General features: G+C 58.7%; 21 protein-coding genes. 7 read left to right on the top strand and 14 right to left on the bottom strand.

Annotation, left to right across the window (positions count from 1 at the left end):
* Positions 1–170: 170 nt before the first annotated feature.
* Complete coding sequence (locus QRN85_RS21130) at positions 171–3,287, bottom strand: efflux RND transporter permease subunit (protein WP_284759993.1); 3,117 nt, start codon at positions 3,285–3,287, stop codon at positions 171–173.
* Positions 3,287–4,399, bottom strand: a complete 1,113-nt coding sequence (locus QRN85_RS21125; protein WP_113218681.1) for an efflux RND transporter periplasmic adaptor subunit — start codon at positions 4,397–4,399, stop codon at positions 3,287–3,289. The genes QRN85_RS21130 and QRN85_RS21125 overlap by 1 nt, the downstream gene beginning before the upstream one ends.
* A gap of 98 nt (positions 4,400–4,497) precedes the next feature.
* Between QRN85_RS21125 and QRN85_RS21120 the strand changes: the two genes are divergently transcribed.
* The 3 genes from QRN85_RS21120 (at position 4,498) to QRN85_RS21110 (ending at position 6,971) form a co-directional block, all read left to right on the top strand.
* A complete protein-coding gene (locus tag QRN85_RS21120; protein ID WP_113218680.1) occupies positions 4,498–5,085 on the top strand; it encodes a TetR/AcrR family transcriptional regulator in 588 nt (195 codons plus the stop codon).
* 633 nt (positions 5,086–5,718) lie between these two features.
* Positions 5,719–6,036, top strand: a complete 318-nt coding sequence (locus tag QRN85_RS21115; protein ID WP_113221655.1) for a hypothetical protein — start codon at positions 5,719–5,721, stop codon at positions 6,034–6,036.
* Between the two features lie 626 nt (positions 6,037–6,662).
* Positions 6,663–6,971 (top strand): DUF736 domain-containing protein, encoded by a 309-nt coding sequence (locus QRN85_RS21110; protein WP_113221664.1) that lies wholly within the window; start codon positions 6,663–6,665, stop codon positions 6,969–6,971.
* Between the two features lie 802 nt (positions 6,972–7,773).
* On the opposite strand, the gene QRN85_RS21105 is transcribed toward QRN85_RS21110, so the two are convergent.
* From QRN85_RS21105 to traC, 7 genes are all read right to left on the bottom strand, one after another.
* Entirely contained in the window at positions 7,774–8,112 is a 339-nt protein-coding gene (locus QRN85_RS21105) for a WGR domain-containing protein (RefSeq protein WP_284759989.1), read from the bottom strand.
* A 369-nt stretch (positions 8,113–8,481) separates the two neighbouring features.
* A complete protein-coding gene (locus tag QRN85_RS21100; protein WP_284759988.1) occupies positions 8,482–8,904 on the bottom strand; it encodes a glyoxalase superfamily protein in 423 nt (140 codons plus the stop codon).
* Positions 8,901–10,295 carry an MATE family efflux transporter gene (locus QRN85_RS21095; RefSeq protein ID WP_284759987.1) on the bottom strand — a complete coding sequence of 465 codons (1,395 nt, stop codon included), beginning with the start codon at positions 10,293–10,295 and terminating at the stop codon, positions 8,901–8,903. The genes QRN85_RS21100 and QRN85_RS21095 overlap by 4 nt, the downstream gene beginning before the upstream one ends.
* A 586-nt stretch (positions 10,296–10,881) precedes the next feature.
* Positions 10,882–11,928, bottom strand: coding sequence for an IS110 family RNA-guided transposase (locus QRN85_RS21090; RefSeq protein ID WP_284759986.1), 1,047 nt, complete (start codon positions 11,926–11,928; stop codon positions 10,882–10,884).
* Between the two features lie 223 nt (positions 11,929–12,151).
* On the bottom strand, positions 12,152–14,086 hold the full coding sequence (gene traG / locus QRN85_RS21085; protein WP_284759985.1) for a Ti-type conjugative transfer system protein TraG: 1,935 nt from the start codon (positions 14,084–14,086) through the stop codon (positions 12,152–12,154).
* Positions 14,073–14,288: a type IV conjugative transfer system coupling protein TraD gene (gene traD / locus QRN85_RS21080; RefSeq protein WP_112963882.1), complete on the bottom strand. Its 216-nt coding sequence runs from the start codon at positions 14,286–14,288 to the stop codon at positions 14,073–14,075. Before traD ends, traG begins: the two co-directional genes overlap by 14 nt.
* A 4-nt stretch (positions 14,289–14,292) precedes the next feature.
* The gene (traC, locus tag QRN85_RS21075) at positions 14,293–14,589 is read right to left on the bottom strand and encodes a conjugal transfer protein TraC (RefSeq protein ID WP_284759984.1); all 297 of its coding nucleotides are present in this window, start codon (positions 14,587–14,589) and stop codon (positions 14,293–14,295) included.
* Between the two features lie 254 nt (positions 14,590–14,843).
* On the opposite strand from traC, the gene traA reads away from it, so the two are divergent.
* Genes traA through QRN85_RS21055 form a run of 4 tightly spaced genes read left to right on the top strand, consistent with a single transcriptional unit; the run spans position 14,844 to position 20,488 of the window.
* Positions 14,844–18,164 (top strand): Ti-type conjugative transfer relaxase TraA, encoded by a 3,321-nt coding sequence (gene traA, locus QRN85_RS21070; RefSeq protein ID WP_284759982.1) that lies wholly within the window; start codon positions 14,844–14,846, stop codon positions 18,162–18,164.
* Complete coding sequence (gene traF / locus QRN85_RS21065; protein WP_350225086.1) at positions 18,161–18,727, top strand: conjugative transfer signal peptidase TraF; 567 nt, start codon at positions 18,161–18,163, stop codon at positions 18,725–18,727. Before traA ends, traF begins: the two co-directional genes overlap by 4 nt.
* On the top strand, positions 18,717–19,883 hold the full coding sequence (locus QRN85_RS21060; protein WP_284760071.1) for a conjugal transfer protein TraB: 1,167 nt from the start codon (positions 18,717–18,719) through the stop codon (positions 19,881–19,883). The genes traF and QRN85_RS21060 overlap by 11 nt, the downstream gene beginning before the upstream one ends.
* Positions 19,884–19,897: 14 nt before the next feature.
* Positions 19,898–20,488, top strand: a complete 591-nt coding sequence (locus QRN85_RS21055; protein WP_284759981.1) for a TraH family protein — start codon at positions 19,898–19,900, stop codon at positions 20,486–20,488.
* A gap of 109 nt (positions 20,489–20,597) precedes the next feature.
* Here the strand turns inward: QRN85_RS21055 and trbI are convergent, their stop codons facing one another.
* Genes trbI through trbL form a run of 5 tightly spaced genes read right to left on the bottom strand, consistent with a single transcriptional unit; the run spans position 20,598 to position 25,007 of the window.
* Positions 20,598–21,896 (bottom strand): IncP-type conjugal transfer protein TrbI, encoded by a 1,299-nt coding sequence (gene trbI, locus QRN85_RS21050; protein WP_284759979.1) that lies wholly within the window; start codon positions 21,894–21,896, stop codon positions 20,598–20,600.
* Positions 21,897–21,910: 14 nt separating this feature from the next.
* Entirely contained in the window at positions 21,911–22,348 is a 438-nt protein-coding gene (gene trbH, locus QRN85_RS21045; RefSeq protein ID WP_112963876.1) for a conjugal transfer protein TrbH, read from the bottom strand.
* Between the two features lie 3 nt (positions 22,349–22,351).
* Complete coding sequence (trbG, locus tag QRN85_RS21040; RefSeq protein ID WP_284759978.1) at positions 22,352–23,164, bottom strand: P-type conjugative transfer protein TrbG; 813 nt, start codon at positions 23,162–23,164, stop codon at positions 22,352–22,354.
* A 16-nt stretch (positions 23,165–23,180) separates the two neighbouring features.
* Entirely contained in the window at positions 23,181–23,843 is a 663-nt protein-coding gene (locus QRN85_RS21035) for a conjugal transfer protein TrbF (RefSeq protein ID WP_284759976.1), read from the bottom strand.
* 21 nt (positions 23,844–23,864) lie between these two features.
* Entirely contained in the window at positions 23,865–25,007 is a 1,143-nt protein-coding gene (trbL, locus tag QRN85_RS21030) for a P-type conjugative transfer protein TrbL (protein WP_284760070.1), read from the bottom strand.
* Between the last annotated feature and the right edge of the window lie 34 nt (positions 25,008–25,041).

Genomic DNA, 25,041 nt, shown 5'->3' with positions numbered 1-25,041 from the left:
CACGGAAACTACTGGATTAGAAAGACTTAGTTGCAGCGCGCGTCGTTTCTCGGTTTGATGGTTACCACCCACGAGCCTCTGACCATGATCGAGCGACGGCCGCTTCCGGATGCTGCAAACTTCTCGCAGCATCCATTCCGATGGCGGATTACTTAACTGAATCGGTTGGCCTACTCGGCCGCCATAGCATGTCCATGGCCCGGCTCCCGCTGAATATCAGTCTGCTGAGAAGCGTGCGCTTTCGGGGGCTTAATGCGGAACCAAACGGCGTAGAGCGCTGGCAGGAAAAGCAGGATCATCGCTGTCCCGGCCGCCGTTCCACCGATCAGCGTATAAGCCATAGATCCCCAGAACACCGAATGGGTCAAAGGAATAAACGCCAGGATCGCCGCAAGCGCCGTCAGGATCACAGGTCGTGTTCGCTGAACTGTCGCCTCGATGACGGCATGATAGTCATCGAGCCCCGCCGCCTGGTTTTCCTTGATTTGCTCCGTCAGGATCAACGTGTTGCGCATGAGGATACCCGCCAGTCCAATCAGTCCGAGAATGGCGTTAAAACCGAACGGCTGATTGAACAGAAGCAAGGTTGGGACCACCCCGGCGAGACCGAGAGGTGCCGTCAGCATTACCATCGTCATCGTCGACAAGCTGCGAACCTGCAAAATGATGACAATCAATGTGGCTGCGATCATGAGCGGGAAGACCTGAACCAGCGCCGCGTTGGCCTTCAGCGACTCCTCGATGTTGCCGCCCATCTCGATGTGGTATCCGACCGGAAGCGAAGCAATCAGCGGCTGTAGCGCCTTCATCACCTGTTGAGACACTTCCGGCGGCTGGGTCGCCTCGTTGATATCGGACCTGATCGTGATGACCGGTGTCCGGTCGCGACGCTTCAGGATCGGCTCCTCGAACCGGATCTCTGAGTGCCCGAGCTGATCCAATGGAACCTGACGCCCGTCTCTACTCATCAGCGAGTAGTCCGCCAAGCGTGATGGGTCGAGGCGATTTTCGCCTGCGCTACGCGCTACGACAGGTACGTTGCGAATATTATCGCGCACCTGCGTGACCGGAATGCCGCTCAGAAGCATCTGCATCTGCTGGGCTGCTTCCGAAGACGACAGACCGATCAGATTGAGTCGTTCCTGATCGGGCACGAATCTCAGGACAGGGGTGCGGTTGCCCCAGTCACGGTTTGCCTGACGGACATCCGGAACGGTTTTCATGATGGCCAGAGCCTGTTCGGAGATTTTGTAAAGCTCACCCTGATCAGGCCCCATAATGCGAAACTCGACCGGGAACGGTGTGTAAGGACCAAATACGAGCTGCGTCACCCGCACAGATGCTTCGGGGACAAGACCCTCCGATATGGCAGCGCGAAGACGATGCTTCAGTTCTTCGCGTGCATGGGCGTCTGGCGTGAGAACGACAACCTTGGCGAAGGCCGGATCCGGTAGTTCCGGTGCCATGGCAAAGAAGAAGCGAGGGGCTCCCTGCCCTACGTAGCTGGTGACGATGTCAGTCTCGGGCTGGGTCTGTAGCCAGTCCTCGACCTTCTTCACTGCGGATGTCGTCGCCTCGATGCTCGTTCCCTCGGGCATACGCACTTCGACCAAGACCTCAGGCCGATCCGATGTCGGGAAGAACTGTTGCTTCACGCCACCCATTCCCACAACGGATACCGCCATCGTGATGCCGACCACAGCGCAGACCATGAATTTGTGGCGTACGGCAAATTCGATGACAGAACGCAAGCGGCGGTAATTCGGGGTGTCGTAGATGGCTTCGTGGCCCCCTTCGACGGGTTTGATGTCCGGCAGCATCTTCACGCCCATATATGGCGTGAAGATCACTGCAACGAACCACGAGACGATCAAGGCGAAACCCACGACCCAGAAGATGTTACCGGCATATTCTCCGGCAGTGGACTTCGCGAAGCCGACGGGCATCAGGCCGATAATTGTGACGAGCGTACCGGACAACATCGGCGCTGCCGTATGGCTCCAGGCATAAGCGGCCGCCTTGATGCGGTCCATGCCTTCTTCCATTTTCACGACCATCACTTCAATGGCGATAATGGCATCGTCGACAAGGAGACCGAGGGCGAGGATCAGAGCGCCGAGCGTGATGCGGTCGAAGAACCGCCCGGTTTCGAGCATGATCAAGAAGACAACGGCAAGCGTCAGTGGCACAGCAAGCGCTACGACGATGCCGACCCGCCAGCCCAGGGCGACCAAGCTTACGAAGAGCACGACGCCGAGCGCCATCGCAAACTTTAGCATGAATTCGCCGACGGCTTCATCGATGTTGACCGCCTGATCGCTGACTTTGGTCAGCGTCATTCCCAATGGCAGTGTCTGCGCGATGGCAGCAGACCGGGCCTCAAGCGCCTTGCCGAGATCAAGACCGTTCCAGCCCGCTTGCATGACGGCACCCAGCATAATCGTCGGCTCGCCCTCGTGGCGGATGACGTAAGTCGCCGGATCCTGATAGCCGCGCCGTACCTCCGCCAGATCGGAGAGCTTCAGCGTTCGTCCGGCGGCAACGATCGGCGTGTCGGCGATGGCCTGCACACTGTTGTAAGCTCCATCGAAGCGGATGAAGACCTGTGGTCCTTTGGTGTCGATTGATCCAGCGGGCGTCACCGTGTTCTGACGTTGCAAAGCAGCAGCGATATCCTGCACGGATATGCCGAGTGTCGCGAGTTTTGCATAGGAGAACTCGACGAAGATCTGCTCGGGTCGCTCACCGACGATGTTGATCTTTTTGACGCCGGGCACTTGCAGGAGATCCTGCCGGATGACCTCTGCCTGCCGCACGAGATCGCGCATAGGCAGTCCCTTTGCCTTCAGGGCGTAAAGGCCAAAGCTGACATCGGAGTATTCGTCATTGACGAACGGCCCCATGACGCCGGGAGGAAGGTTGCGAGCTTCATCACCAAGCTTCTTGCGCGCCTGATAGAACTCTTCCGCGACGGCGCTTGCCGGGGTATTGTCCTTGAGGGTGACCGTCAGAAACGCATAACCTGGTCTGGTTGTCGTTTCGACGCGGTCATACCAGGTGAGTTCCTGGATGCGCTTTTCAAGAGGTTCGGCGACAAGATCCTGCATTTCCCGCGCTGTCGCGCCTGGCCAGACTGTTGTCACGGTTAGCGTCTTGATGGTGAAAGACGGATCTTCGGCGCGCCCCAGCTTGACGAAGGCATAGACACCGGCTGCGGCCAGCAACACGATGAAGAAAAGGGTGACAGCGCGTTCGCGAACGGCGATGGCGGAAAGGTTGAAGCTCATTATTCAGTCCCTTCCTGCTGCTCGGCGACCCTTATGATCGCGCCATTCTCAAGAAGGTGAGCACCGAGTGCGACGACCTGCTGGCCAACGTCGATGCCAGTGACGAAAGCGTTCTCTTCGCCAATTCTCTTTACGGTAATCGGCGCGAATTTCACGGACGATGACGTCCCATCGATAACCCACACGCCTGTGCGCCTGCCGTTATCAATGATTGCACCGACCGGGACAGAGACTTCCGACTGCCGGTCTACGTCTTGAATTCTGATTGTGACGGTCGAACCGAGAGGGGCCGCGGCCGCATTGCCGCTGAGGACATAGCGGGCCTCGTAGGTTCGGGTCTGCGGGTCTGCGGAATCAGAGATCTGTCTCAGTCGCGCGTTTCCACTGAGCCCGTTGCCGCCATAAATACTGGCCTGCGCTTCTGATCCCACCTCGGGGCGTAGTGTCTCAGGCAACGAAACCACCGCCTCACGAGGACCTGCCTTTGCCAATCGCACCACCGTCTGGGCCGCCGCCACGACCTGTCCCGGATCACCAAGGGTTTCGACGACCGTTCCGTCCGAGTCAGCCAGAAGAGTGGTGTAGCGTGTTGCGTTCTCAGCAACCTCCGCCTCCGCTTGTGCGGCGGCGAGCTGTGCTGTGGCTGTATCAAGTGCGGCCTTTGCCTGCTCGTATCGCTGGGGCGTGGCGGCAAGTCCGTTCTTCACCAGCGCCGCATAGCGTTTTTCGTCCGCCTGCGCCTGGATCAGGACAGCACGTGCTGCGGTGACCGCATTTAGTCTGGCTGTGAGCGCCAGTTGCAGGTCAGCTTCGTCAACCCGCATCAACGGCTGTCCAATATTTACCCGCTCGCCAACATCAACCATGCGCTCGACTATCTTGCCTGGAACTCGAAAGCCGAGGTTGCTTTGCACCCTTGAAGCGACTGTTCCAGTAAATGAACGCTCGACCGCATGCGTTTTCGTTGCCTGCGCGGCGCGTACCAGTGGTGACGCGGTTCTCGCGTCTGCGGCTACCGCCGTCTGCGCAGACGTTTGCGACATCACTACAAAGGCACCACCACCTGCTGCAACTGCGAAGCCCAATAGGATCAGGACATGTTTGCGTTTCATTTTCAGTTCTCTTCTTGACGAGCGATCCAAACGAATTAGATTGCGACCTAACTCTATTTACATTATAGATGTCAATCGAAATCTAATTGGAGGTCATCATGAGAGTGAGCCGAGCGCAGGCAGAGGAGAACCGGGACAGGGTAATTGATGTCGCAAGCCGTCTATTTCGAGAGCATGGCTTCGATGGCATAGGACTGAAGGACCTGATGAAAGGTGCTGGTCTGACCCAGGGTGCTTTCTACAAGCAGTTCACGTCCAAGGATGACCTCGCGGCACTCGCATCGGCGAGAGCTATGGAGAGCGCTACAAAAAGATGGTCCGAAGCCGCAGCAAACAGCTCTGATCCGCTCGAAGCTGTCATGGACTTCTACCTCTCGACGGACCACCGGGGAGAGAAGGCAGAAGGTTGTCCTCTGGTGGCTCTGGGATCGGACGCTGCTCGCCAGAACGAAGAGGTCAAGCAACCATTCGAGGACGGAATTCGCGCCCATTTCGATGTGCTGGAAAACCTGGTGGGCGGAGCCGGTGACCCGGAAGCCAGCGAAAAGGCTATGGCTATCCTTTCCCTCATGGTGGGTGCGGTCACGCTGTCACGTCTTACCCAACATGAGACCCTGTCTCAGGGCGTCTTGAAGTCAGCGGCTGACGAAGTCCGGCGTATCGCAGGTCGGGCTGATACACCCTGAAAAGCGGCCTCAACCTGAGATCCGAAGCGGAAATTATTTACGTTTCAGACCCGTATTGACTGATGCCCAAAGCAAGGGCACAGAGGTGGCATCCACGGTTGCTCGCGATGGGAAAACCGCTTGGGGCGCAAAGCAGTCGCCACAACTGAGAAAGCTAAAGCCGAAGAGGGAGTTCCATCACTCGCCCCTCCCTACCCTTGTACCGCGGCCCACCCGGTCCGGTGGGGGCTGATCGTCGGAGCCAGTGCCGCATTTGTAACGGGCCAGCGGCATCGCATCTCTAATAAGCTCTGACATCTTAAATCATTGAAGGCAAACGTAAAATGTTTAAATTTTTCTCATTAGTCTGTCCGTTATTCGACGCGCGGCGGAACGCGTTGTCTTCAGATTTATGGTCGGTGATCAAGCGCCAACAGTGAGCGGTTCCGAGACGCCCCAATCCCGCTTCTTGTGATCACGTACTGAAGCGGGTCGGGATCTGTGCCAATCGCCCCCCAACGGGTCGGCTAGCGAGTTGTTGCCGCTCCGGTCGAGCACCCATTTTGTCTCCGGCGCGACCGCAAATGCGTTGCTGCACCTTGACCGCGCCACCTTTGCGAATGAGATTTCCACTAAAACACTTTGTGAGAACGCATGCCTTTTTTCCTCGTGACGCAGACATCGCTGGTTGAAGCTCAAGATGAGCAGCAGGCCGCTCAAAAGAGCATCGGCCGCCTTCGCGCTGGGGGAGAGGTCAGCGTCGCGGTCAAATCGGATGAAACAACGATCACGCACATTATGATTGCTGCAGTGGCCGAAGAGCCTCTGGCGGTCTCGCCATTCGCTGCCGCCGATGCAAAGCGTGCTGCTGTTGCTATCGCCGACGCTAGTCTCGCTGCACCGGAAACCAGAAAGCTAATCCTGAAGCGTATGCTCGCGGATGGTCTGGCTCTTCTTGGGCGCCGAACGTAATCTCGTTTTCGAAAATCGAGCTTTCACTATTCTATCCTTTTTGAGCGTCGTTTCGACCTGAAGGTGGGGATCGACGAAGAAAGGCGGGAAGTTGAACCTTTCGCGGATCGGTCCTGCCGAAGCTGTAGCTCAACCGCCGCCTGCGTCATCACTTGGAGACCTCGTGCGATGTCAGTTTCCAGCTTTCCCAATATCGGGGGGAGAGCGCAACGATGTCGCACCAGGCACGGCAGGCAAGCCGGGCGACCCGTTCCTCAAGCTAAGCAGGCGTTGACCACGGGACGGGCGGAGCATCCGCCAAACTGCCATTCTTCTGATGCCCAAATGCGGTGAGTGCCAGTGCCATATCCCTTTACTAAAGCGTTTCCGGCAACCCATCTGCGGGCTCGATGAGGCATGTCTGACCGAAGACCGGCTGCGCCTCGATCTTTTTCCCGCAACGACAAGGCTCAGATTTCTTACCCCCGGAGCCCTGCAGGCTCCTCCTCGCCCACTAACAAATCTGCGACTTGCCGCCCTTCATCTCATTGCGGCCTTATCAGGTGCGGTCCGATCGTCACCGGTCCCTGCGACAGCCATCGAGGCCGCGATGGGCGCGGCCCGAACACCAGAAAAGGAATATGACAATGGCAACCATCGGCACCTTCACCTCCACCGAAAACGGCTTCACCGGCTCCATCCGCACTCTCGCGCTCAACGTCAAGGCCCGCATCTCTCGGGTCGAGAACCTCTCCGACAAGGGCCCGCAGTTCCGCGTCTACGCCGGCAGCGTCGAGCTAGGCGCCGCTTGGCAGAGGACCTCAGAGCAAGGCCGCGACTACCTCTCGGTCAAGCTCGACGATCCGAGCTTCCCGGCTCCGATCTACGCGATGCTCGCCGAGGTCGAAGGCGAGGAATGCCTCCAGCTCATCTGGTCCCGCCTGAATTACGACTGATCAGGATCATGAGGCTCCGCCACTGGCGGAGCTTTCTTTGCTACCGAGAGATCAAACCTTGATCAGGCGTCGAGCCGAGTCCGGCTTTTGAGGTGGCATACGGTGAGCAGGAAGCTGCTCAGAATGTATGATTGTGCCGAGCGGCGGCACCGGCCTCAAGGATGAGCGGTGCCCCCAAATTTGCTTCACCCAACTTTGAGGGCAACTGCCACAAATCGGCTCCCCCACTCCCCAGCTTTGCCGGTCGCTGGCGCGATCCGTGGCCTTGCCATCCCTTCCCGGACTGGTCGCTCATAGTTCACAGAAGTCAAGAAGATGAACATGACCCACGAAGTCGAAATCCAGATCCAAGACTACGGCCTTTTCTGATCAGGACGCGACGCTTGCGGCTATGTCGGTCGACATCACGGTTGGGCCCCGCTTGTATCTCTATGGAACCTTCGTTAATCAGCTTGGGCATCCTGTCCGTGGCGCTGTTGCCAAGTGCCAGCTCCACGAGCACTTTGGCTCGCCTACCTCCAGCGTGTCGATTTTTGGAGATGCAAATCTTCTGTCGGTTTAGCCAAATCGTGTCTCCGTCGACGACGCAGGCCATACGCGAGACCGCAGCGCATTTTGGAATCGGAGGCTTACCTCGAATCTGTTGTCGCTCAAGTAATCTGGATGTTGATTGACGTGTTGAATGCTGGAAACGCCTCTACCAACGCCAACGAGGTCGCTCGGATTGACTTCGACGTTCGCCTATCAGCACCCACTCCTGATCTCGTCTTAATCCTTACACTTCAATGTCACGAGCCCTGCGTCATCTGCCAGCGGGCGCCTTATGGGCCACTGATGAGTAGCCGCGACGCTTCTTCTGACGGAGAAGCTCGAAAAACAGATCGACGGCCTCCTGCTCGGTCTCGAAATGGTGACTCATCGTCTGGCCACGCGTTCCGATACGACCCCAACGTCGCATCAGGCAAGGTTCCCCAAACAGGTTTTGCTCGATGGAAATCGCATAGAAGCGAGCCATGTTTCGCGTGGAGTCTGTGCGCTCGATATACAGGTTATAGGGCTGGATGATCATGTCGCCATGATCGTGTTTCTTGGAATCTTCGTCCAACGAGAGTTTTGAATCGCTCGGGGGTGATTGATTCATTTTCGTGATCTGGGGATGCAGTCGTTTTTGGGCGGTCCGCCTCCGGCGTACGGGTCTATGCGCTGTCGCGCACGAAGCCCGCGTTCGATCTTCGCTATTGGCCAAGCCATCACCGACTGGGTGATGGACGTCTTCGACGGACTGACCGAAGAGCTATCCGGCGATTAGACAACTTTCTCAAGCAGAATGCCTCGGTCAGGGGCAGTCGGTCCCGGCTTCCGCTGACGCGGCGCTTCTCTAATCGGCGGGCTGAGGTCAAGCTCTATCCCGTCTATCCGTTAGCCAAGAAAGCAAGGGTTCGTCCGCAGCCTGCCCATTGCGGACATTGGCCACCGCAGAAATCGCCGCGAACCTTTAACTCACCGAGGCTCATAACGCGCTTAAGGTCAGGTGCGGCGTCCCGTTTGATGTCTTGCGTACGGAAGTTCCATTGATATCCACCGTACCTCTTACCATTCGGCGCATGTTCGAAAAGCTGTGGAAGGTAACCGTGTCCACCGGTTCATCGAAACAGACAGTCACGGAATAGTGCGAGCCTGAGGATGATAATGCGCTGATTTCGCCCTTGAAGGATTGCCCAAGATACTGCCCCTGCACCCTTTGGTGCAGATGGAACGGAGGGGGAGGAGCGTTGGCGAGGCGGGCGGACAAGGTGTTCCAGTCGCGCGCACCGTTCTGTCGGGCGACGAGCTCCAGTGCCTGGGCATGGCCCAAGACGTTACCGTCTGCGGCGAGTGCGCTCCGCAGAGATTTTGCGTGCGCTTTGGCTTCTGCAATGGTTCTGACTGTCATGACAGATTCTCCACGGCCTTGAGCCCGATACCCGAGTTTCCCCTCGCCTTGAGAGCGGCGGCAAGGATAAGAGTTGCGATGATTGCGGCCACACCGTCTGCCAGCGGAAAGGCAAACCAGATTGCGTCCGCGCCCAACATTGCCGCAGCGATCGTGACCAAGATAGGCAACAGGATAAGCGGCTTGACCATGGTCAGAAGAGCGGCGCGGGCCGGTTGGCCGATGGCTTGGAAATATAGACCGAGCACAAGAACTGGTCCTGAAAAGAGATAGACCGCAGCCATGGGACGAAGCAACCGGCCGACCTCACCGATCACATCCGGATCAGCGACAAAGGCTGCTCCGACGACTGTGCCTTGGCCCAGCAACAAAACCTCGACGGCAAGACAGTAGAGCAATGTTGTTGCCGCAGCGATCCGCAGAACCGCATCCGAGCGGGAGTAAAGCCGCGCTCCAACATTGTTGCCGACGATGCTCTGCATCGCCATCGCGATCGCCATGATTGGCAGGAAGGCAAAACCGAAAATGCGTGTCACGATCCCGTAGGCGGCAATGGTCGTGGCGTAATCGGTGGCGCCTGCAAGACGAAGAGCGAGAACCACACTGGCGGCTGAAAGCGCCATTCCGATAAAACCCAGACTAACGGGTGCGCCCAGCGCAACGATACGCCTCCAACTGCTGGTCCAAGAGTTCCGCCACAGTCTGTTGAGCGGCATCATGCCCCCAAGGAACGGGCGTAGCCCCGCCAGAAGCACCAGTCCGAGCGTCTGTGCCAGAACCGTGCCCTTAGCCGATCCCGCGACGCCCAGTTCAAGCACGACGACCAGGATGTAGTTCAGCAGGATGTTGATGAGTGTGACCCCAAGTGACATGAGCGCCATCAATCCCGCCTGTCCTTCGTTCCTCCAGGCGTCGGCATGAATACCGAGCAGAAATTGTACCGGGGTTCCGAATATGGTGATTGCCAGGAAGATCCACAGCATTTCGGCAACCGGCCCATCGGTTCCGGCAATGTGCAGAGCGAAGGCCCACCCACCCGCACAGAAGATCACGATCAGCGCTGACGCGGTCGTCAACGCAAGTCCATGCGCGCCGGCGAAGGTCGCGTTGGCCGCGTTACGGTCGTCGGCGCCGAGCTGGCGAGCCAGCAGGCTGGACATTCCCCCGCTGACAAGGGTCGAAAGCGCGATGGTCAGCATCAGAACTGGAAACGCCATGCCGACGGCCGCCATTGCGGCCGCACCGACGAAATGCCCCAGAAAGACGGCGTCGATAATACCCAGCATCCCGTTCATCAACATGATGGCGATCATAGGAAATGCGGTTGCCGCAAAAATTTTGCCTGGCGAGGCAGTTAGAAAACGATTTTCGGGCGATTGTCGCAAAGACATCACTCACTCCTCCAAAGAGGCATTTCGACTCTGATGGGGGCCTGCATTGCCACCAACGAAATGCTTCGAGGGTGAGAAAAAACGTCACATGCCGGGCTTTACCGTGACTTGCGTCTGCAGGCGGCAGGTGCTCGGAACCTTCGCGAGAAAAGCCAGCAATCTCACAGATTGTCAATAGGAGCGTGCGTGAGAATTCTGCACGCGGCCCAAGGGCGGCTAGTTTTTGACCGCCCGGTGGGCGGCAACCTTCAACGGGTCATGCGCTATCATTCGACATCCCACGCTGAATAGTCCGCTTGTGACGCTTTTCAGCCGAAAGCGTTGCTCTACAGGAGCAGGTGTTATCAGCGCCCGGCTGATGCAGCGTTCAACGTCTTTTCGCGGCCCGCGCTTCTCTCCGGGATCGGCACTCGGCCCTCCCATGATGGGGTCCAGTAGATAATGTGGCCCAATCTATGCTGCATCCTGATGATGGATCATCGGAATAAACGCCGCCACGAACTCACATCACCATCGTCCGCGAAGGACGTCTTCCGCCGCTACGCGGAAACCTTAAACTCGAACTTCTCGCCTTGGTAGCTGACCGTTATGCCGCAACAGTTGAGACATTGTCCTCCCTTGTCCAGCGGAACTCGGTGCCATCCATCCACATGCGATGCATGACAACGGCGAGGCGGCGGGCCAGTGCGACCTTGGCTTTCTTGCTGCCGTGGCGCTTGGCGATGTTCATGGCCCATGCCTTCAGCCAGCACCATTTCACCACGCGTGTCATCATCGACTGGGCGGCCTCATAGAGTAGTCGCCGCATCATGGCGTCCCCGCGTAGAGAGACATGGCCAACCCGGCTCATTTCGCCCGACTGTTTCAGCACGGGCGTAAGACCCAATATCGCTCCGACTGATCGCGAATGACGAAACCTGCCGGGAATATCGATCGTCGAAACATAGGCGAGCGAGACGATTGGTCCAACGCCAGGTACCGTCATCAATCGCCTGCAAACCTCATCCTGCTTCGCCTCGGCTAGAACCTTCTTTTCCAGTTTGGCAAGACCTTCTCGCAACTTGCGTCGACCGGCAAGCAGTGGCTCCATGATCTCCCTCAGATCGGCGTCGTTTTCGACGAGCTCAAGTATCCTTCTCTCGAATGTTCCAACCGATGCATGTCCGACCTTCAGTCCAAAGTTGCGCAGGACTCCGCGCATCTCGTTCTCCAAATCGATCGCCTTTTCCTGCAGTAGCGATCGGGCCGTTAACAAGGCGCGGCGCTTCTGGCTGGTGAGCGTCTTCACATGTACGTCCTTGAACAGGCCGACCCGCATCATGTGGGCGATGCCGCGTGCATCGTTCCTGTCGCTTTTGTTCTGCTGCAGGGCGTCCAGGAATGCCTTGGTATGGCGCGTCTCGATACAGAAGACGGGCAAGCCCGCTTTTGCCAATCCTTCAAACAGCCATTGGGACAAGGGGCCAGCTTCAACGCCTACCCTCTCCAAGCTGAATGCCGGATCGCTCAGGATCGCTACAAGGTCCTCCGGATGAGATGCCACCTTCCGTTCGCGGCATAGTTTCCCGCTTTCATCGACGATACAGACGCTGGTGCCTTTGACCGAGACATCGAGGCCGACAAAGTGTTTCATGGCTGCGCTCCTCTGCATCATGGTTATGCCTGTTTCCGACAAGTGACTGTATCATCGGCAGTGTGGTGCAGCGCCTTGCTCCCTACGGATGGGATGGGGCACGAAGCCGATTAGCCCATCTATGCTAAGCCTCCTGGGGCTGCCCGATATCCGACCGAAGCATGACGAGAATTCCCGAAATCACGCCCTAGCGGTCGTCGCTATGCTGATTTCTCCGATGCTCTTATTTTGAATGGCGAGGCACTGCGCGCAACGAGAATCTGCTTTGCTCAACGCAAGCTTTCATATCGTTTCGCCGGAACCAGATGGCGCGACCGCAGCGTAGCGGCGGGTTTCCTGCCGTGAAGACGATCTGCTCGTCAGCTCTCATCCGCAGCACTTCATACGGCTGGATGAGCGGCCGAGCGGCAAGCTGCTTTGACCGGGTCCGTGAAGACCCGCGCGACTGGAAGCTACGGCTGACCTGATCGATCTCGACGGTCGTCATGCCGCAGCGGCGAGAAATATAGTCTGCTGTTTCCGGATCGTTGATTGCGGCAAAGGTGATCCAGCTCGCGCTCTCGAACCACTTGCTGGACGCGTCGCGGCCGCCGTAGGTTTCGCGCAGCTGGCCGATCGACTGGTAGATCATCGCCAGCGTGATGCCATACTTGCGGCCAGCGTCCCGCGCGGTCTCCAGAATGCGCATATAGCCGAGGCGGGCGACCTCATCGAGCAGGAAGAGCGTGCGCCCGCCCATCGCGCCATCTCGATTATAGATCGCGTTCAGGAATGAGCCGATCACGACACGCGCCAATCCGCTATGGGTGTCCAGCGTCTTCAAGTCGATGTTGATGAACACATCCGTCGTGCCGGATGCGATGTCCTCGGTTCGAAATGTCGAGCCCGAGACCAGCGACGCATAGTTCTGGTAAGAAAGCCAGTGTGTTTCCTTGATGGCGTTGGCGTAGACGCCGGAGAATGTTTCCGGCGTCATGTTGACGAATGCGGCGACGTTCTCTTTCACGAAGTCCGATTCCGAATTGTCGTAGATATCCTGAAGGCGCTGTCGGAGTTTCGGCTCGGGCTCCGATAGATTGCTGCGCACCTGGCTCAGCGTTTGCTGTTCCGTCGGCGTATGCCCAGACAGGCAAACGTCAGCGATGATTGCGGTCAGGAGCTGCAGGCCAGAGGCACGAAAGAAATCGTCTCGGACCCCGCTCACGCGACCGCTATCGCTCATGATCCATGATGCGACCGAGGCGATATCCTCCTCTTTGGTTCCGCCATACTGGCCAACCCAGTCGAGGGCGTTGAAGCCCGTCGAGGGTTTGCGCGGATCGAGAATCCTGACACGCCGGCCTGCCTCTTCACGATGTTGCGAGACCATGGGCGCGACCTCGTTCGACGGATCGAGCACGATGAGCGATCCGCCCCACTTCAACGCTGTCGGGATCGTCACCGAGGTGGTTTTATAACCGCCCGATCCTGCGAAGACGATGCCATGCGAGGAACCGAACGATCCGTCGAAACAAAGCAGCGGCGACTTGCCACCTGCACCCCAGGTTGCAGTCGTATCGGCACGGAAAGAGATGGCGGCAGCACTGTCACGGTCGACGCGATACCGCTCACCGACGACGATGCCGCCTGTCGTCGGGAACAGCTTTTCGGCTTCACCAAGTGTCATCCAGTCGGCCTCGCCGTGCAATGCGCGTTTACCAACAATGCGCTTCGGTTTAGGCCGTGCAAATGCGGCGTTGCCGACCATCGCCACCCGAACTGCAAAGCAGCCTGAAATCAGTGCAGCGGTCGCGCCGATCACAGTCGAGGGATCGAGATAGGATAGTGCGGACTTTCCGGCTGGGACGTGGGGTGAGAGCACTGCCAGGCGTATTCCTTCACGCAAGCACGCCATTAGAATGACCACAGCATTGCCGATAGTGGCCCCAAGGCCTGCGGCGCGAATGCTCGCCGATCCCGCCGTTCCGAACAGGAAAATCAGGCCGAGCACCGACGCCGCCGTATAGGGTGCGGCGACCCCTACTCGTTCAAGAGTAAGCCTTGCCGCTTCGGTCTTTCCCAACCCGGCCAGCCATGTCTCTATGCCGGTCATTGCGAACATCGCAGCGCTCATCACGGCCACAGGCAGAATAACGAGAACGACCCTATTCGCCTTCATTGCCGAACGCCTCTGCCCCGATCGCTGTCAGTCGTGATCGCTCGTTATCGTCGGACTTCAGCCGTTTCTGCAGGTCGATCAAAGCGCCGAGCAGAAGCGCGCGCTTCTCGAAGCGAAGGCCGGCTTTGACGATCAGGCCGCCAAGCTCGATCTTGTCACGCGTGTCCTTCTTCCGGGCATCGGACGTTGCGTTCCTGCTCATCCTCTCAAGCCTCACTAGGGATGCCCGAATTCGCGCCAGACGCGGGCGCTTCGGACTGCTCATTGCACGTGCTGCTTTCCCCTGCCCCTTTCGGTCCGCTTGTGCCGGCCTTGCCTCCGCGAAAGCGTTTCGTCAGTTCCTCGAACGCCACCTGCAAATCCGTCTCGTTGATCTCGATCTCGCCAAGGCCTGCCCGCAGTGCGATGCGACCGATACGCTCGGCCTCTCTCATTTCCGCGTATTTAAGCTGCTCCTGGAGCTTGGCAATTTCTTCGCGGATTTTGGAGGATGGCTTCTTCATCTCTGGATTGTCCCTGTTGCGGCATGATGTGGTTCATGCAGCCAGAGTCGTTCAGATCGGCGTGCCGATCTACTAACAGAAATGCGAGTAGGCGGAGCCTACGCTTTTGAGCATCATCCCGACCGTTCGCAAGGACGGATCCGAAGGGCGCAATTATACGTCGCTGATGCGACGCTCTGCTTCAAGGCTCTGGCGGGGCCTTCCGCTCCTCACGAACACGTTGGTTTTGTTCGATCGAAGGAGTTTCTCTGGTCATGGCCGTCCCGCATTTCTCAGTCAGCATCGTTGCGCGCGGCTCCGGCCGCAGTGCCGTGCTGTCGGCGGCCTATCGGCACTGCGCTCGGATGGACTACGAGCGGGAAGCCCGCACCATCGATTACACTCGCAAGCAGGGGCTGCTGCATGAGGAGTTTGTCATTCCTGGAGGCGCTCCGGAATGGCTGCAATCGTTGATTGCCGATCGGTCTGTCGCCAGCGCGTCGGAAGTCTTCTGGAACAAGCTTGAGGACTTCGAGAAGCGGTCGGACGCACAGCTTGCCAAGGACATCACCATCGCCTTGCCGATCGAGCTGTCAGCCGAGCAGAACATAGAGCTCGTCAGGGACTTTGTGGCGCGGCACATAACGGCCAATGGCATGGTGGCCGATTGGGTTTTCCACGATGCGCCGGGCAATCCGCACATCCATCTGATGACGACGCTGCGTCCACTGACTGAAGACGGTTTTGGTTCGAAGAAGGTCGCTGTTACCGGACTAGATGGACGACCGCTGCGCAACGATAGCGGCAAGATCGTCTACGAACTCTGGGCCGGTGGGCTCGATGACTTCAATGCGTTTCGCGACGGCTGGTTTGCCTGCCAGAACTGCCACTTGGCGCTTGCCGGCCATGATATCAGGATCGATGGCCGCTCCTTCGAGATGCAGGGCATCGATCTGACGCCGACCATCCATCTCGGCGTCGGCACGAAGGCGATCGAGAGGAAAGCAGCCAGTGGGAATGGACCTGCGGGGGAAAAAGCTGCGCTCGAACGACTGGAGTTGCAGGAAGAGCGACGGGCTGAGAACTCCCGTCGGATCCAGCGTCGTCCGGAGATCGTGATTGATCTTATCACGCGAGAGAAGAGTGTCTTCGACGAACGCGACGTCGCCAAGGTCCTGCATCGCTATATCGATGATGCGGGCCTCTTCCGAAGCTTGATGGCGCGCATCCTGCAGTCCCCCGAGACCCTTCGGCTTAATCGGCAGCGAGTGGACTTTGCGACCGGGAATCAGGCGCCCGCAAAATACACGACACGCGAACTGCTCCGTCTCGAAGCGGAGATGGCCAACCGGGCGATCTGGCTCTCGCAGCAGTCGTCGCATGGCGTCCGGCCGACCGTACTCGAGGCGACGTTTGGACGTCATGAACGGCTGTCCAAAGAGCAGAAGGCCGCCATCGAACACGTTACCGGTGGAGAGCGGATCGCCGCCGTGATCGGCCGCGCTGGCGCCGGTAAGACAACGATGATGAGGGCTGCGCGCGAGGCATGGGAGGCGGCCGGCTATCGTGTGGTCGGTGGCGCGCTTGCCGGCAAGGCGGCAGAAGGCCTGGAGAAGGAAGCCGGCATCGTCTCGCGCACGCTGTCCTCCTGGCAACTCCGCTGGAGCCAGGGTCGCGTGCAGCTCGACAAAAAGACTATCTTCGTTCTGGACGAGGCCGGCATGGTATCGTCGCGGCAGATGGATTTGTTCGTGGAAGCTGTCACCAGAGGCGGCGCCAAGCTCGTGCTCGTCGGCGATACGGAGCAGCTTCAGCCGATCGAAGCGGGTGCCGCCTTCCGCGCCATCGCTGATCGCATCGGCTATGCCGAACTCGAAACCATCTATCGCCAGCGCGAGCAATGGATGCGCGACGCATCGCTCGATCTCGCGCGTGGCAATGTCGGCAAAGCCCTCGCAGCCTATCAGTCTAACGGCAAGATGATTGGCTCAGAGCTGAAGGCCGATGCGGTCACCAACCTCATCTCGGACTGGAACCGCGAATACGATCCTGCCAAGTCCACATTGATCCTGGCGCACCTGCGCCGTGACGTCCGAATGCTGAATGAACTGGCGCGCGCCAAGCTAGTCGAGCGCGGCATCATTGAGCAGGGATTTGTGTTCAATACCGCCGATGGCAACCGCAACTTTGCAGCCGGTGACCAGATTGTCTTTTTGAAAAACGAAGGGTCGATCGGCGTCAAGAACGGCATGCTGGGCACGGTGGTGGAAGCAGCACCCGGGCGCCTCGTGGCCGTCATCGGCGAGGGTGAGCACCTGCGCCAGGTTATCGTTGAACAGCGCTTCTACAACAATGTCGATCATGGTTATGCCACTACGGTGCACAAAAGCCAGGGCGCGACGGTAGACCGGGTTAAGGTGCTGGCGTCCCTTTCGCTGGATCGTCACCTCACCTATGTGGCGATGACCCGCCACCGTGAGGATCTCGGCGTCTATTATGGTCGCCGATCTTTCACCAAGGCTGGCGGTCTGGTCGAGATCCTGTCGCGCAGGAATTCCAAAGAAACGACGCTCGATTACGCCGGCGGCAGCATCTACCGGCAGGCACTGCGCTTTGCCGAGGCGCGCGGCCTTCACATCGTTGACGTTGCCAGAACCGTCGCGCGTGACCGTCTCGAATGGACGATCCGGCAGAAGCAAAAGCTGTTCGCTCTCGCCGGTCGGCTCACGGCCATCGGCACCAAGCTCGGCTTCGCCTCCTCGACGGCCAGCGCAATTCGAACGTTAGCAAAGGAGAACAAACCCATGGTGGCCGGGATCACCACCTTCCCTAAATCGATCGACCAAACCGTCGAGGATAAGCTCGCCGCAGACCCAGCGCTCAAGAAGCAATGGGAAGAAGTCTCGATGCGCTTCCATTACGTCTACGCGCAGCCGGAAAGCGCCTTCAAAGCCGTCAACGTCGATGCGATGTTGCGCGACCAGGCAGCTGCGGAAAAGACCATCGCCAGGATTGCCAGCAAGCCCGGAACCTTCGGCGCTCTTAAGGGCAAGACGGGTCTACTCGCCAGCCGCGACGACAAGATCGACCGGGACAGGGCGCTGAAGAATATCGCGCCGCTCGCCGACAGCATCAGCAATTATCTCCGCCAGCGTGGCGATGCCGAACGGCGAAATCACGCCAAGGAGCTTGCGGTCCGCAGGCAGGTCGCGCTGGAGATCCCTGCCCTCTCGTCTAATGCGAAAAGCGTGCTGGAGCGCGTCCGTGACGCCATTGACCGCAACGACCTGCCGTCGGGGCTCGAATATGCGCTTGCCGACAAGATGGTGAAGGCCGAACTCGAAGGTTTCGCCAAAGCAGTCACCGAACGCTTCGGAGAAAGAACGTTCCTGTCCCTCGCAGCGAAGGATACCACCGGTGAGGCCTTCCAGCGCGTGACGTCTGGCATGAACGCCGCCCAGAAGAGTGAGGTGCAGCAGGCCTGGAACTCGATGAGGACGGTGCAGCAACTCTATGCCCACGAGCGCAACGTGACGGCACTCAAACAAACTGAAGCAATTCGGCAGACAAAGTCTCAGGGGCTCACTCTCAAATGAAGATGCGTCATCGACAGAGAGTGCTGCGGCGCATGAAGCGGCTCGTCTGGTTCTATCGGATTAGCAGCGTCAGCCTGTTAACGCTTGGCCTCATTGTGCTGCTCGGAGGGGCAGGTTTTCGAGTCAATCTCACACCGAGCGAGCCCCTGGGTCTGTGGCGGATCGTCAAGCCCAATCGTCCGATCTTGGTCGGTGATCTGGTCTTCATTTGCCCACCGGACACCGACGCAATGCGCGAGGCGCGGGCGCGTGGATATCTACGCTTCGGCCTCTGCGCCGACCGCGTGGCGCCGCTGATCAAGACGGTTGTGGCGACGTCCGGACAGGTGATCGAGATTCATGAAGATGTACGCATCGATGGTCGGCCACTCCGTCACTCGCGCGTTGCACGGACGGACGGCCAGAGGCGTGAGATGGTGCGCTACGATGGTGGTGTCGTACCGCCCGGCGCGGTCTTTCTCCATTCCGAGTTCCCGGGTTCGTTCGACAGCCGGTACTTCGGTCCTCTGCCGATGGATTGCATCCTTGGATTGGCGCATGAGGTCTGGACCTATGCACTGTGATTTCTTCCGAACGGGTGTCCTCGTCGCATTATCTGCCAGCGCCGGATGGATCGGTTGGAGTGGTCATGCGCTCCTTCTGCCCGTCGCAGGTGCCTTCCCCGTGCTTTGGTCCCTTGCACGAACGCGACTTCAGGCGGCCTTGATCTCCGCAGCGTATTTCCTCGCTGCATCGCGTGGACTATCGCGGGGCGTGGCGAACTTCTATGGTCAGGATATCTGGCCGGCACTTCTGCTCTGGTTCGTCGCCTCTTCCGCGTATGTGGCAGTCCATGTGTTGCTCTGGACCAATCGCGAGGGCTGGCAGAAATCTTTGCGATACATCGCGGCGTGTCTGGTGATGGCGGTGCCACCTTTTGGCATTCTAGGATGGGCACATCCGATCACCGTTGCGGGTATTCTGTTTCCCGGCTGGGGATGGTGGGGTCTAGCCGTGATGGCAGCCGGCCTGGGCGTCATGACAACGCGATACAGGCCGGCTGCAGCCATGGCCATGATAGGCTTCTGGCTCTGGTCCGCCGCTCAGTGGACGCCGCCAAATCTACCTGCGTCGTGGACGGGTGTCGACCTCAAAATGGGCGCATCTCTAGGACGCGAAGCTGGTCTCAACCGGCAAAAGGAGCTGATCGACGTTGCTCTTGCCCAACCGACGGGCACAACCGTTGTGCTGCCGGAAAGTGCTCTCGGTTTCTGGACGCCGACGGCTGCTCGCTTCTGGCAGAAAGCGCTCACCGGGACCGATATCACGGTCATCGCTGGAGCGGCACTCATCGATGGTCGCGGCTACGACAACGTGCTCGTGACGATATCCGCTGAGAGGACAGAGATTCTCTACCGGGAGCGAATGCCGGTGCCCGGATCGATGTGGCAGCCTTGGAGAGCCTGGATTGGTGGTGATGGTGAAGCTGGCGCGCGGGCCCATTTCTTCGCCAATCCCGTCGTTGAGGTTGCCAGCGCAAAAGTCGCGCCGCTGATCTGCTACGAACAACTTCTCGTCTGGCCGGTTTTGCAATCGGCCTTTCACCGCCCCGACGTTATCATTGCAGTGGGAAACGGTTGGTGGACCGCGGGGACGTCGATCATCGACATTCAACGGGCAAGCAGCGAGGCCTGGACCCGCCTTTTTGATCTTCGTCTCGTCATCTCTTTTAACCTTTGAAACATGGAGCTCACATGCTTGATGCTGTGTTGATCAAAGAATGTACCGATCCTTCGTTGAAGCCTGCAATCGTTGAGCAGTTCGTCAAGGCGGTAGGGTCGGACGATCCGCTTGCCATAACGGTGAAGTCCGGTGGCCGTCTGATCCTCATTCCCAAGCCGAAAACACCCGAGGAAGCGATCGAGATCGTTCGTGAGAACATTGCTGGCTCTATCGTGCGGGTTGGTCTTACCCAGATCCCAGCGGGCATAGGGATTAAGGACGCGTCGGAGCTGAATTTGGATTTGGTCGATCCCTGCGCCAATCTGCGGATGGGCACAGGGATGTTCGCCAAGATCCTCCGCATCGTTGCGAAGTGGTATGGAAATCCGACAAGCGAAGAGGTTTTCCCACAGCTGTTCGATGACGCTGTCCACGCTTGGCGTACCGGCAAGTTCGAGGGTGGGGGTGTGTTTCAGGCTGAGGATCCGGGTGGGGCGGTCGTGCAGCGTTCGGAGGTGACGACCGAAAATACTGGCAAAGGCGAAGATTCACTGGCTAAGAAGCCGGAGGATGCCAGTATTCGGATCGATCTGAAGAGGATCGAGAATAGGATGCGACCATGATTAAGAATGGACGCGTGATGAATTAAAAATGGACGGAACACGACTTCAAAATTGACGCGATCGGTTGCGGGGCTCGGCAGCGGAGCCGATTCCTTAAGTGAGGCTACCTCTAGTTTCTGTAAGCCTTCGGAAAGACAATATCTTGATCTACCAGAACATTGAATTTGTAGCCTGGCCGGATCCTGACGGTAGGCTGGACATTGAGATTCTTTGAAATTGTCTGCTCGGCCACTCTTCCGAAACTTTCGGCAAAATTCCTGCGTGCCGCATCAGAGGCCGTATCCTGTGTGGCCAGTGTCGAGTTCTCCGGCATCGACATGTCGATCCCTGTGCCGATGATGGCGACAAGCGCGGCGGACCCAAAGGTGCGCCAAAAATGACGATCAACCTTGTCTTGAAAACCTCCATACCCCTCGGCATCCGTGCCGGACATGCCGCCGATCTTAAGTGTCGACCCGTTGGGGAAAATCAGGTCGGTCCAAACGACGAGTACGCGCTCCTGGCCGAATGATACCTTGGAGTCATAGCGACCAAAAAGCTTCGCCCCCTGCGGGATGAGCAGCCGGTAGCCTGTGGCACTGTCGTAGACATTCTGGCTGACTTGCGCCGAAATCCTGCCCGGAAGATCTGAATTCAAGCCGGTCATCATCGTGGCCGGGATCACCGATCCACGCTTTAACTCGTAAGGCGAGAGCTGCGGTACCATCTGGTTCGGCAGGTAGCCAAGAACCTTGATGTCCTGATTGAAAAAGTCTTCCTTCGAAGTCTGACCGTTCTGGTCAACGTGCTGACCGAGCAGTCCGGACTTCATCGCGGCGCTATAGAGGTCGGATGCACTGTTCGTCGTGGCGTTGAGTGGTTGGCGGGCGTCGGTCTTGGTTTCGGAAGCGCTCTTCTGGACCTCGGCAACGTCAACCTTGAGCGGAGAATCAAGCGCTGTCGCCCGGGCCTGGAGGCTTGCCATCCTCTGACGCTGCGCTTCGCGAATGACCTGCTCGTCCTGCTCGCGCTTCAGCCGCGCCCTCCACTCGGCTTCCGGCTCGAGCTGCGATCGCCGTTCCGTCCGGATCTCGTTTCGCCGCTCCACGACAGCATCTCTCACCGGCTCGCGTTCGACGATGACGGGCGTCGGCTGAAATACTTCTCGTTGCTCCGGTTCGCCTATGATCCCGTCCATCACGCCTCGTTTGAGCTGATCGCCAAACGTTGTCGCCGGCGACGCGGAGGTGGTGTCGACCTCGTTCCCACGGTTGAAGGAGAGACCGCGCCACGACAGGCCGACGATCACGACGCCGAAGAACAGAACGATGATGACGATCGCGACGATAATCGGCAGGCGATTGAGGCGTCGCATGCTCTGTTGATTGTCAGCATTGCCCATCGTTCCGAGCTGAAGTGATTGAACCATGATCTCCCCTCCCCTCAGTTTCGCTGCATGATCGAAAGCGGACTGGTGGGCGTCGCGCCCGCTGACGTCGCGGTATAGGCCCGGCCGAGCGCAATGACCGGCGTGCTGATCCGTGCAAGGACCTGCCCATCTAAGCTGTCGATCGACCACGCAACCTCGATCGGCTTCTGATCCTTGCCGACTTTTCCATCGGCGATAACCGTGTATCCCCATCCCTTCAGTGCAGCCTCAAGAGCAGCCGAATATTCAGAGGTGTCCTTGTCCATTTTGAGCGTTGTGGTACCGGCCGGGCCGACGTGTTCGGCAAGGCGGCTTGCCATGTCGCCGGCGATTGCACTTGCGGTGGCGCCGGTGACCGCAATCGGTGTGGTATTGGTGGTCAGGGTTTCATCCGCTGTCTGGCAACCGGGAAGGATGAAGGAGATGATAATAGCGGCGAGCGTCTTTCTCATAGGTCAGCCTCCCCGCCGGATCGTTATTTTCTGCTGGCGCCAACCGACCCCTGAGATGAGCACGGCCTTGTCGACGGCGTAGTCGACGATCATCATGTCGTTCTTCATGCGATAGTTGACGATACGGTTCTGGCCGCCGCTGACAACGAACAGCCCTGGCGCGTCTTGGCCGGAGATGGAGCGAGGAAACTGAATGTAGGTCTTGGCGCCGTCGGAATAGACGCGCTTCGGCCGCCATGAGGCGCCACCACTGATCGAGTAGGAGAAATTCAGCTTGTCGGGGGCGGTCCCCGGAATGCCCCCGGTCTCAAGCCGGGCGCTGATGTCGGCCAGCTTGGTCGACACCCCTTCCGGGTATTCGAAGCCGATCCGGGCCATGTATTGGCTGGGATGGGATTTGAGCTGGATATGGTAGGTCCGCCGGGACGTCGTCACGACCATAGACGTGATGAGGCCGGCCTCCGACGGCTTGACGATCAGATGGATCGCCTGCCCGCCAGTTGCACCCGACGTCGCCGGCTCGACTTTCCAACGGACGGTGTCACCGACAAGTACATCGCGGACGATCTCGCCGCCCTGCAGCTCGATATCGCAGACCTGAAGTGGCGAGCACACCACGGAGGGCTGGGTTTCGCCAAACAGAAAAATGACTTTGCCGTCTGGCCCGGTCGTCACCAGACCCGGCGTCCCCCGCCATTTCCGCGAGATATTAGTCCCCTTCACCTCGTTCGACGTCATGCTCTGCGCGACTGCGCAATCCGCAAAGACGAGGCCGGCCATGCAGCCGGCGGCCGCGATCAATCCTGTTCTGTGCATGTGATTTCCCCTGCCCTTAAAGCTGTGCGGTCCAGTCAAAGTCCTGGACATAAAGACCGATCGGGTTGAGGCGGATGATCGCCTCGTCCTGTGGTGCGGTCAGCGCGACCGTGGCGATGCCGCGAAACCGGCGCGTGCCGGTTTCCTTGCCCTTGCGGTCGCGTTCGTATTCGGTCCAGTCGATCTGGTAGGTCTGCTTGGAGAGCGCGACGATGTTGTTGACCTCGACGGCGACAGTCGATGTCTTGGCCTTCTCAAACGGCGAGTTGCCGCGAAACCAGGCATTGATTTTCTGGGTCGATGGATCGGATGTCCGGAGAAGCGCATAGGTCCGGTCGATATATTGCTTCTGCACTACCGCGTCGGGCGTGATCGACTTCAGGCTCGTGATGAAATTGCCCAGTGTCGCGCGCACGACGCGGGAATCGGCATACTCGATCTGCTGCGGGAAGCCGGCCGTTATCGACGTGCCGAGCTTGTCGACTTCGACGATGTAGGGCACGAGCTTGACCTGCGTACTGAGATACATGGCATAGGTGAAGCCGATCACGGCCATCAAAAATCCAAGAATGCCGACAGTCCGCCATGCCCGCGCGGACTGGACGTAGGATCCGTATCGTTCTGTCCATTCCTGCCGCGCGGCAAGGTAAGGGCTATCGGGCGGCCGGTGTGCTGCCATCGCTTTTTGCCTTCCTGTTGATTACTTGTCGTTTCGTTCCGGCGGCGTCTTCGGCCCGCTTTGTCCGGTTCGGCTCTGATCGAGCTTGGCGTTGGCGAGCCCCATGATCGAGCCCGCGTAAGCGCCGGGCGAACCGATCGCCTTCTCCTTGGCGGCTGAGCCAGCTGCTTTTCCGGCTGATCCGATCCCGGCTCCCATGCCGCGTAGTGCTGCGCCGGCAAATGAGGATCCAGCCGCGCGCGCTGACTGAGCCGCCGCGGCGCCGGCTCCGACGGCGCCGGCGGCTAGAGAGGCTGCTCCAATTGCAAATGATGCGGCCTGTCCACCGTGACGGATGGTCTCCATTCCACCTGTGGCCGATGCCCCTTGAACGACGCCCTGGATAATCGTTGGCACGTACATGGCGATAATGAAGACCACGACCGCTATCCCGGCGATCGCCAATGCGGTCTGAAACTGGTCCCCGACGTCCGGCCGGTTCGCCAACCCGATTAAGACCTCGGAACCGATCCGGGAAATCATGACCAGAGCCATGAGCTTCATTCCAACCGAAAATGCATAGATGAGGTAGCGGATGGCAAAGTCCTTGGTGAAGGACGAGCCTCCCAATCCGAGCATGATCATTCCCGCGAGCAGACCGAGATACATCTCGACCATCACAGATACAAAGATCGCAGCAACGAGCGAGAATGCGATCACTGTTACGACCATCGCGAAGGCCGCCGAGATGGCGAGCGCGTTGTCCTCAAACAGCCCGAATTGCACCTTCTCTGACATCTTGGTCGCAACTGCCAAGCCTGCATTGAAAACATCGGCTGGCGAAGCCGTGCCTCCGCCAGCGCCGATTTGAAACAGGCTATCGACGACCGCCTTCGCGAACGTCGGACCCTGCGCGAGAACGAATGCGAAGAATCCCACGAACATGATGCGCCTGACCAGTTCAGCAAACCAGCTGTCGAGTGACGCGGCCTGAAGCGCCAGCCAGACTGCGGCAATACCGATTTCGATCGTTGCGAGGATCCAGAATAGAGATCTCGCCGCATCCATGACGGTGGTTTCCCAACCCTTAGCGGCAGTGGTGATCTCGTTCTGGAGAGCTGTCAGGACCGACCCCTCCTGCGCTATAGCGGGCTGCACCGATACGACGATGAATGCGAAGAGCATCGCAATGCCACTGATCTTTTTGAGCTCAGAGGTC

This window comes from Agrobacterium sp. fls2-241-TYG-188a (assembly GCF_030209845.1).
This window is presented reverse-complemented; position numbering and strand designations above follow the sequence as displayed.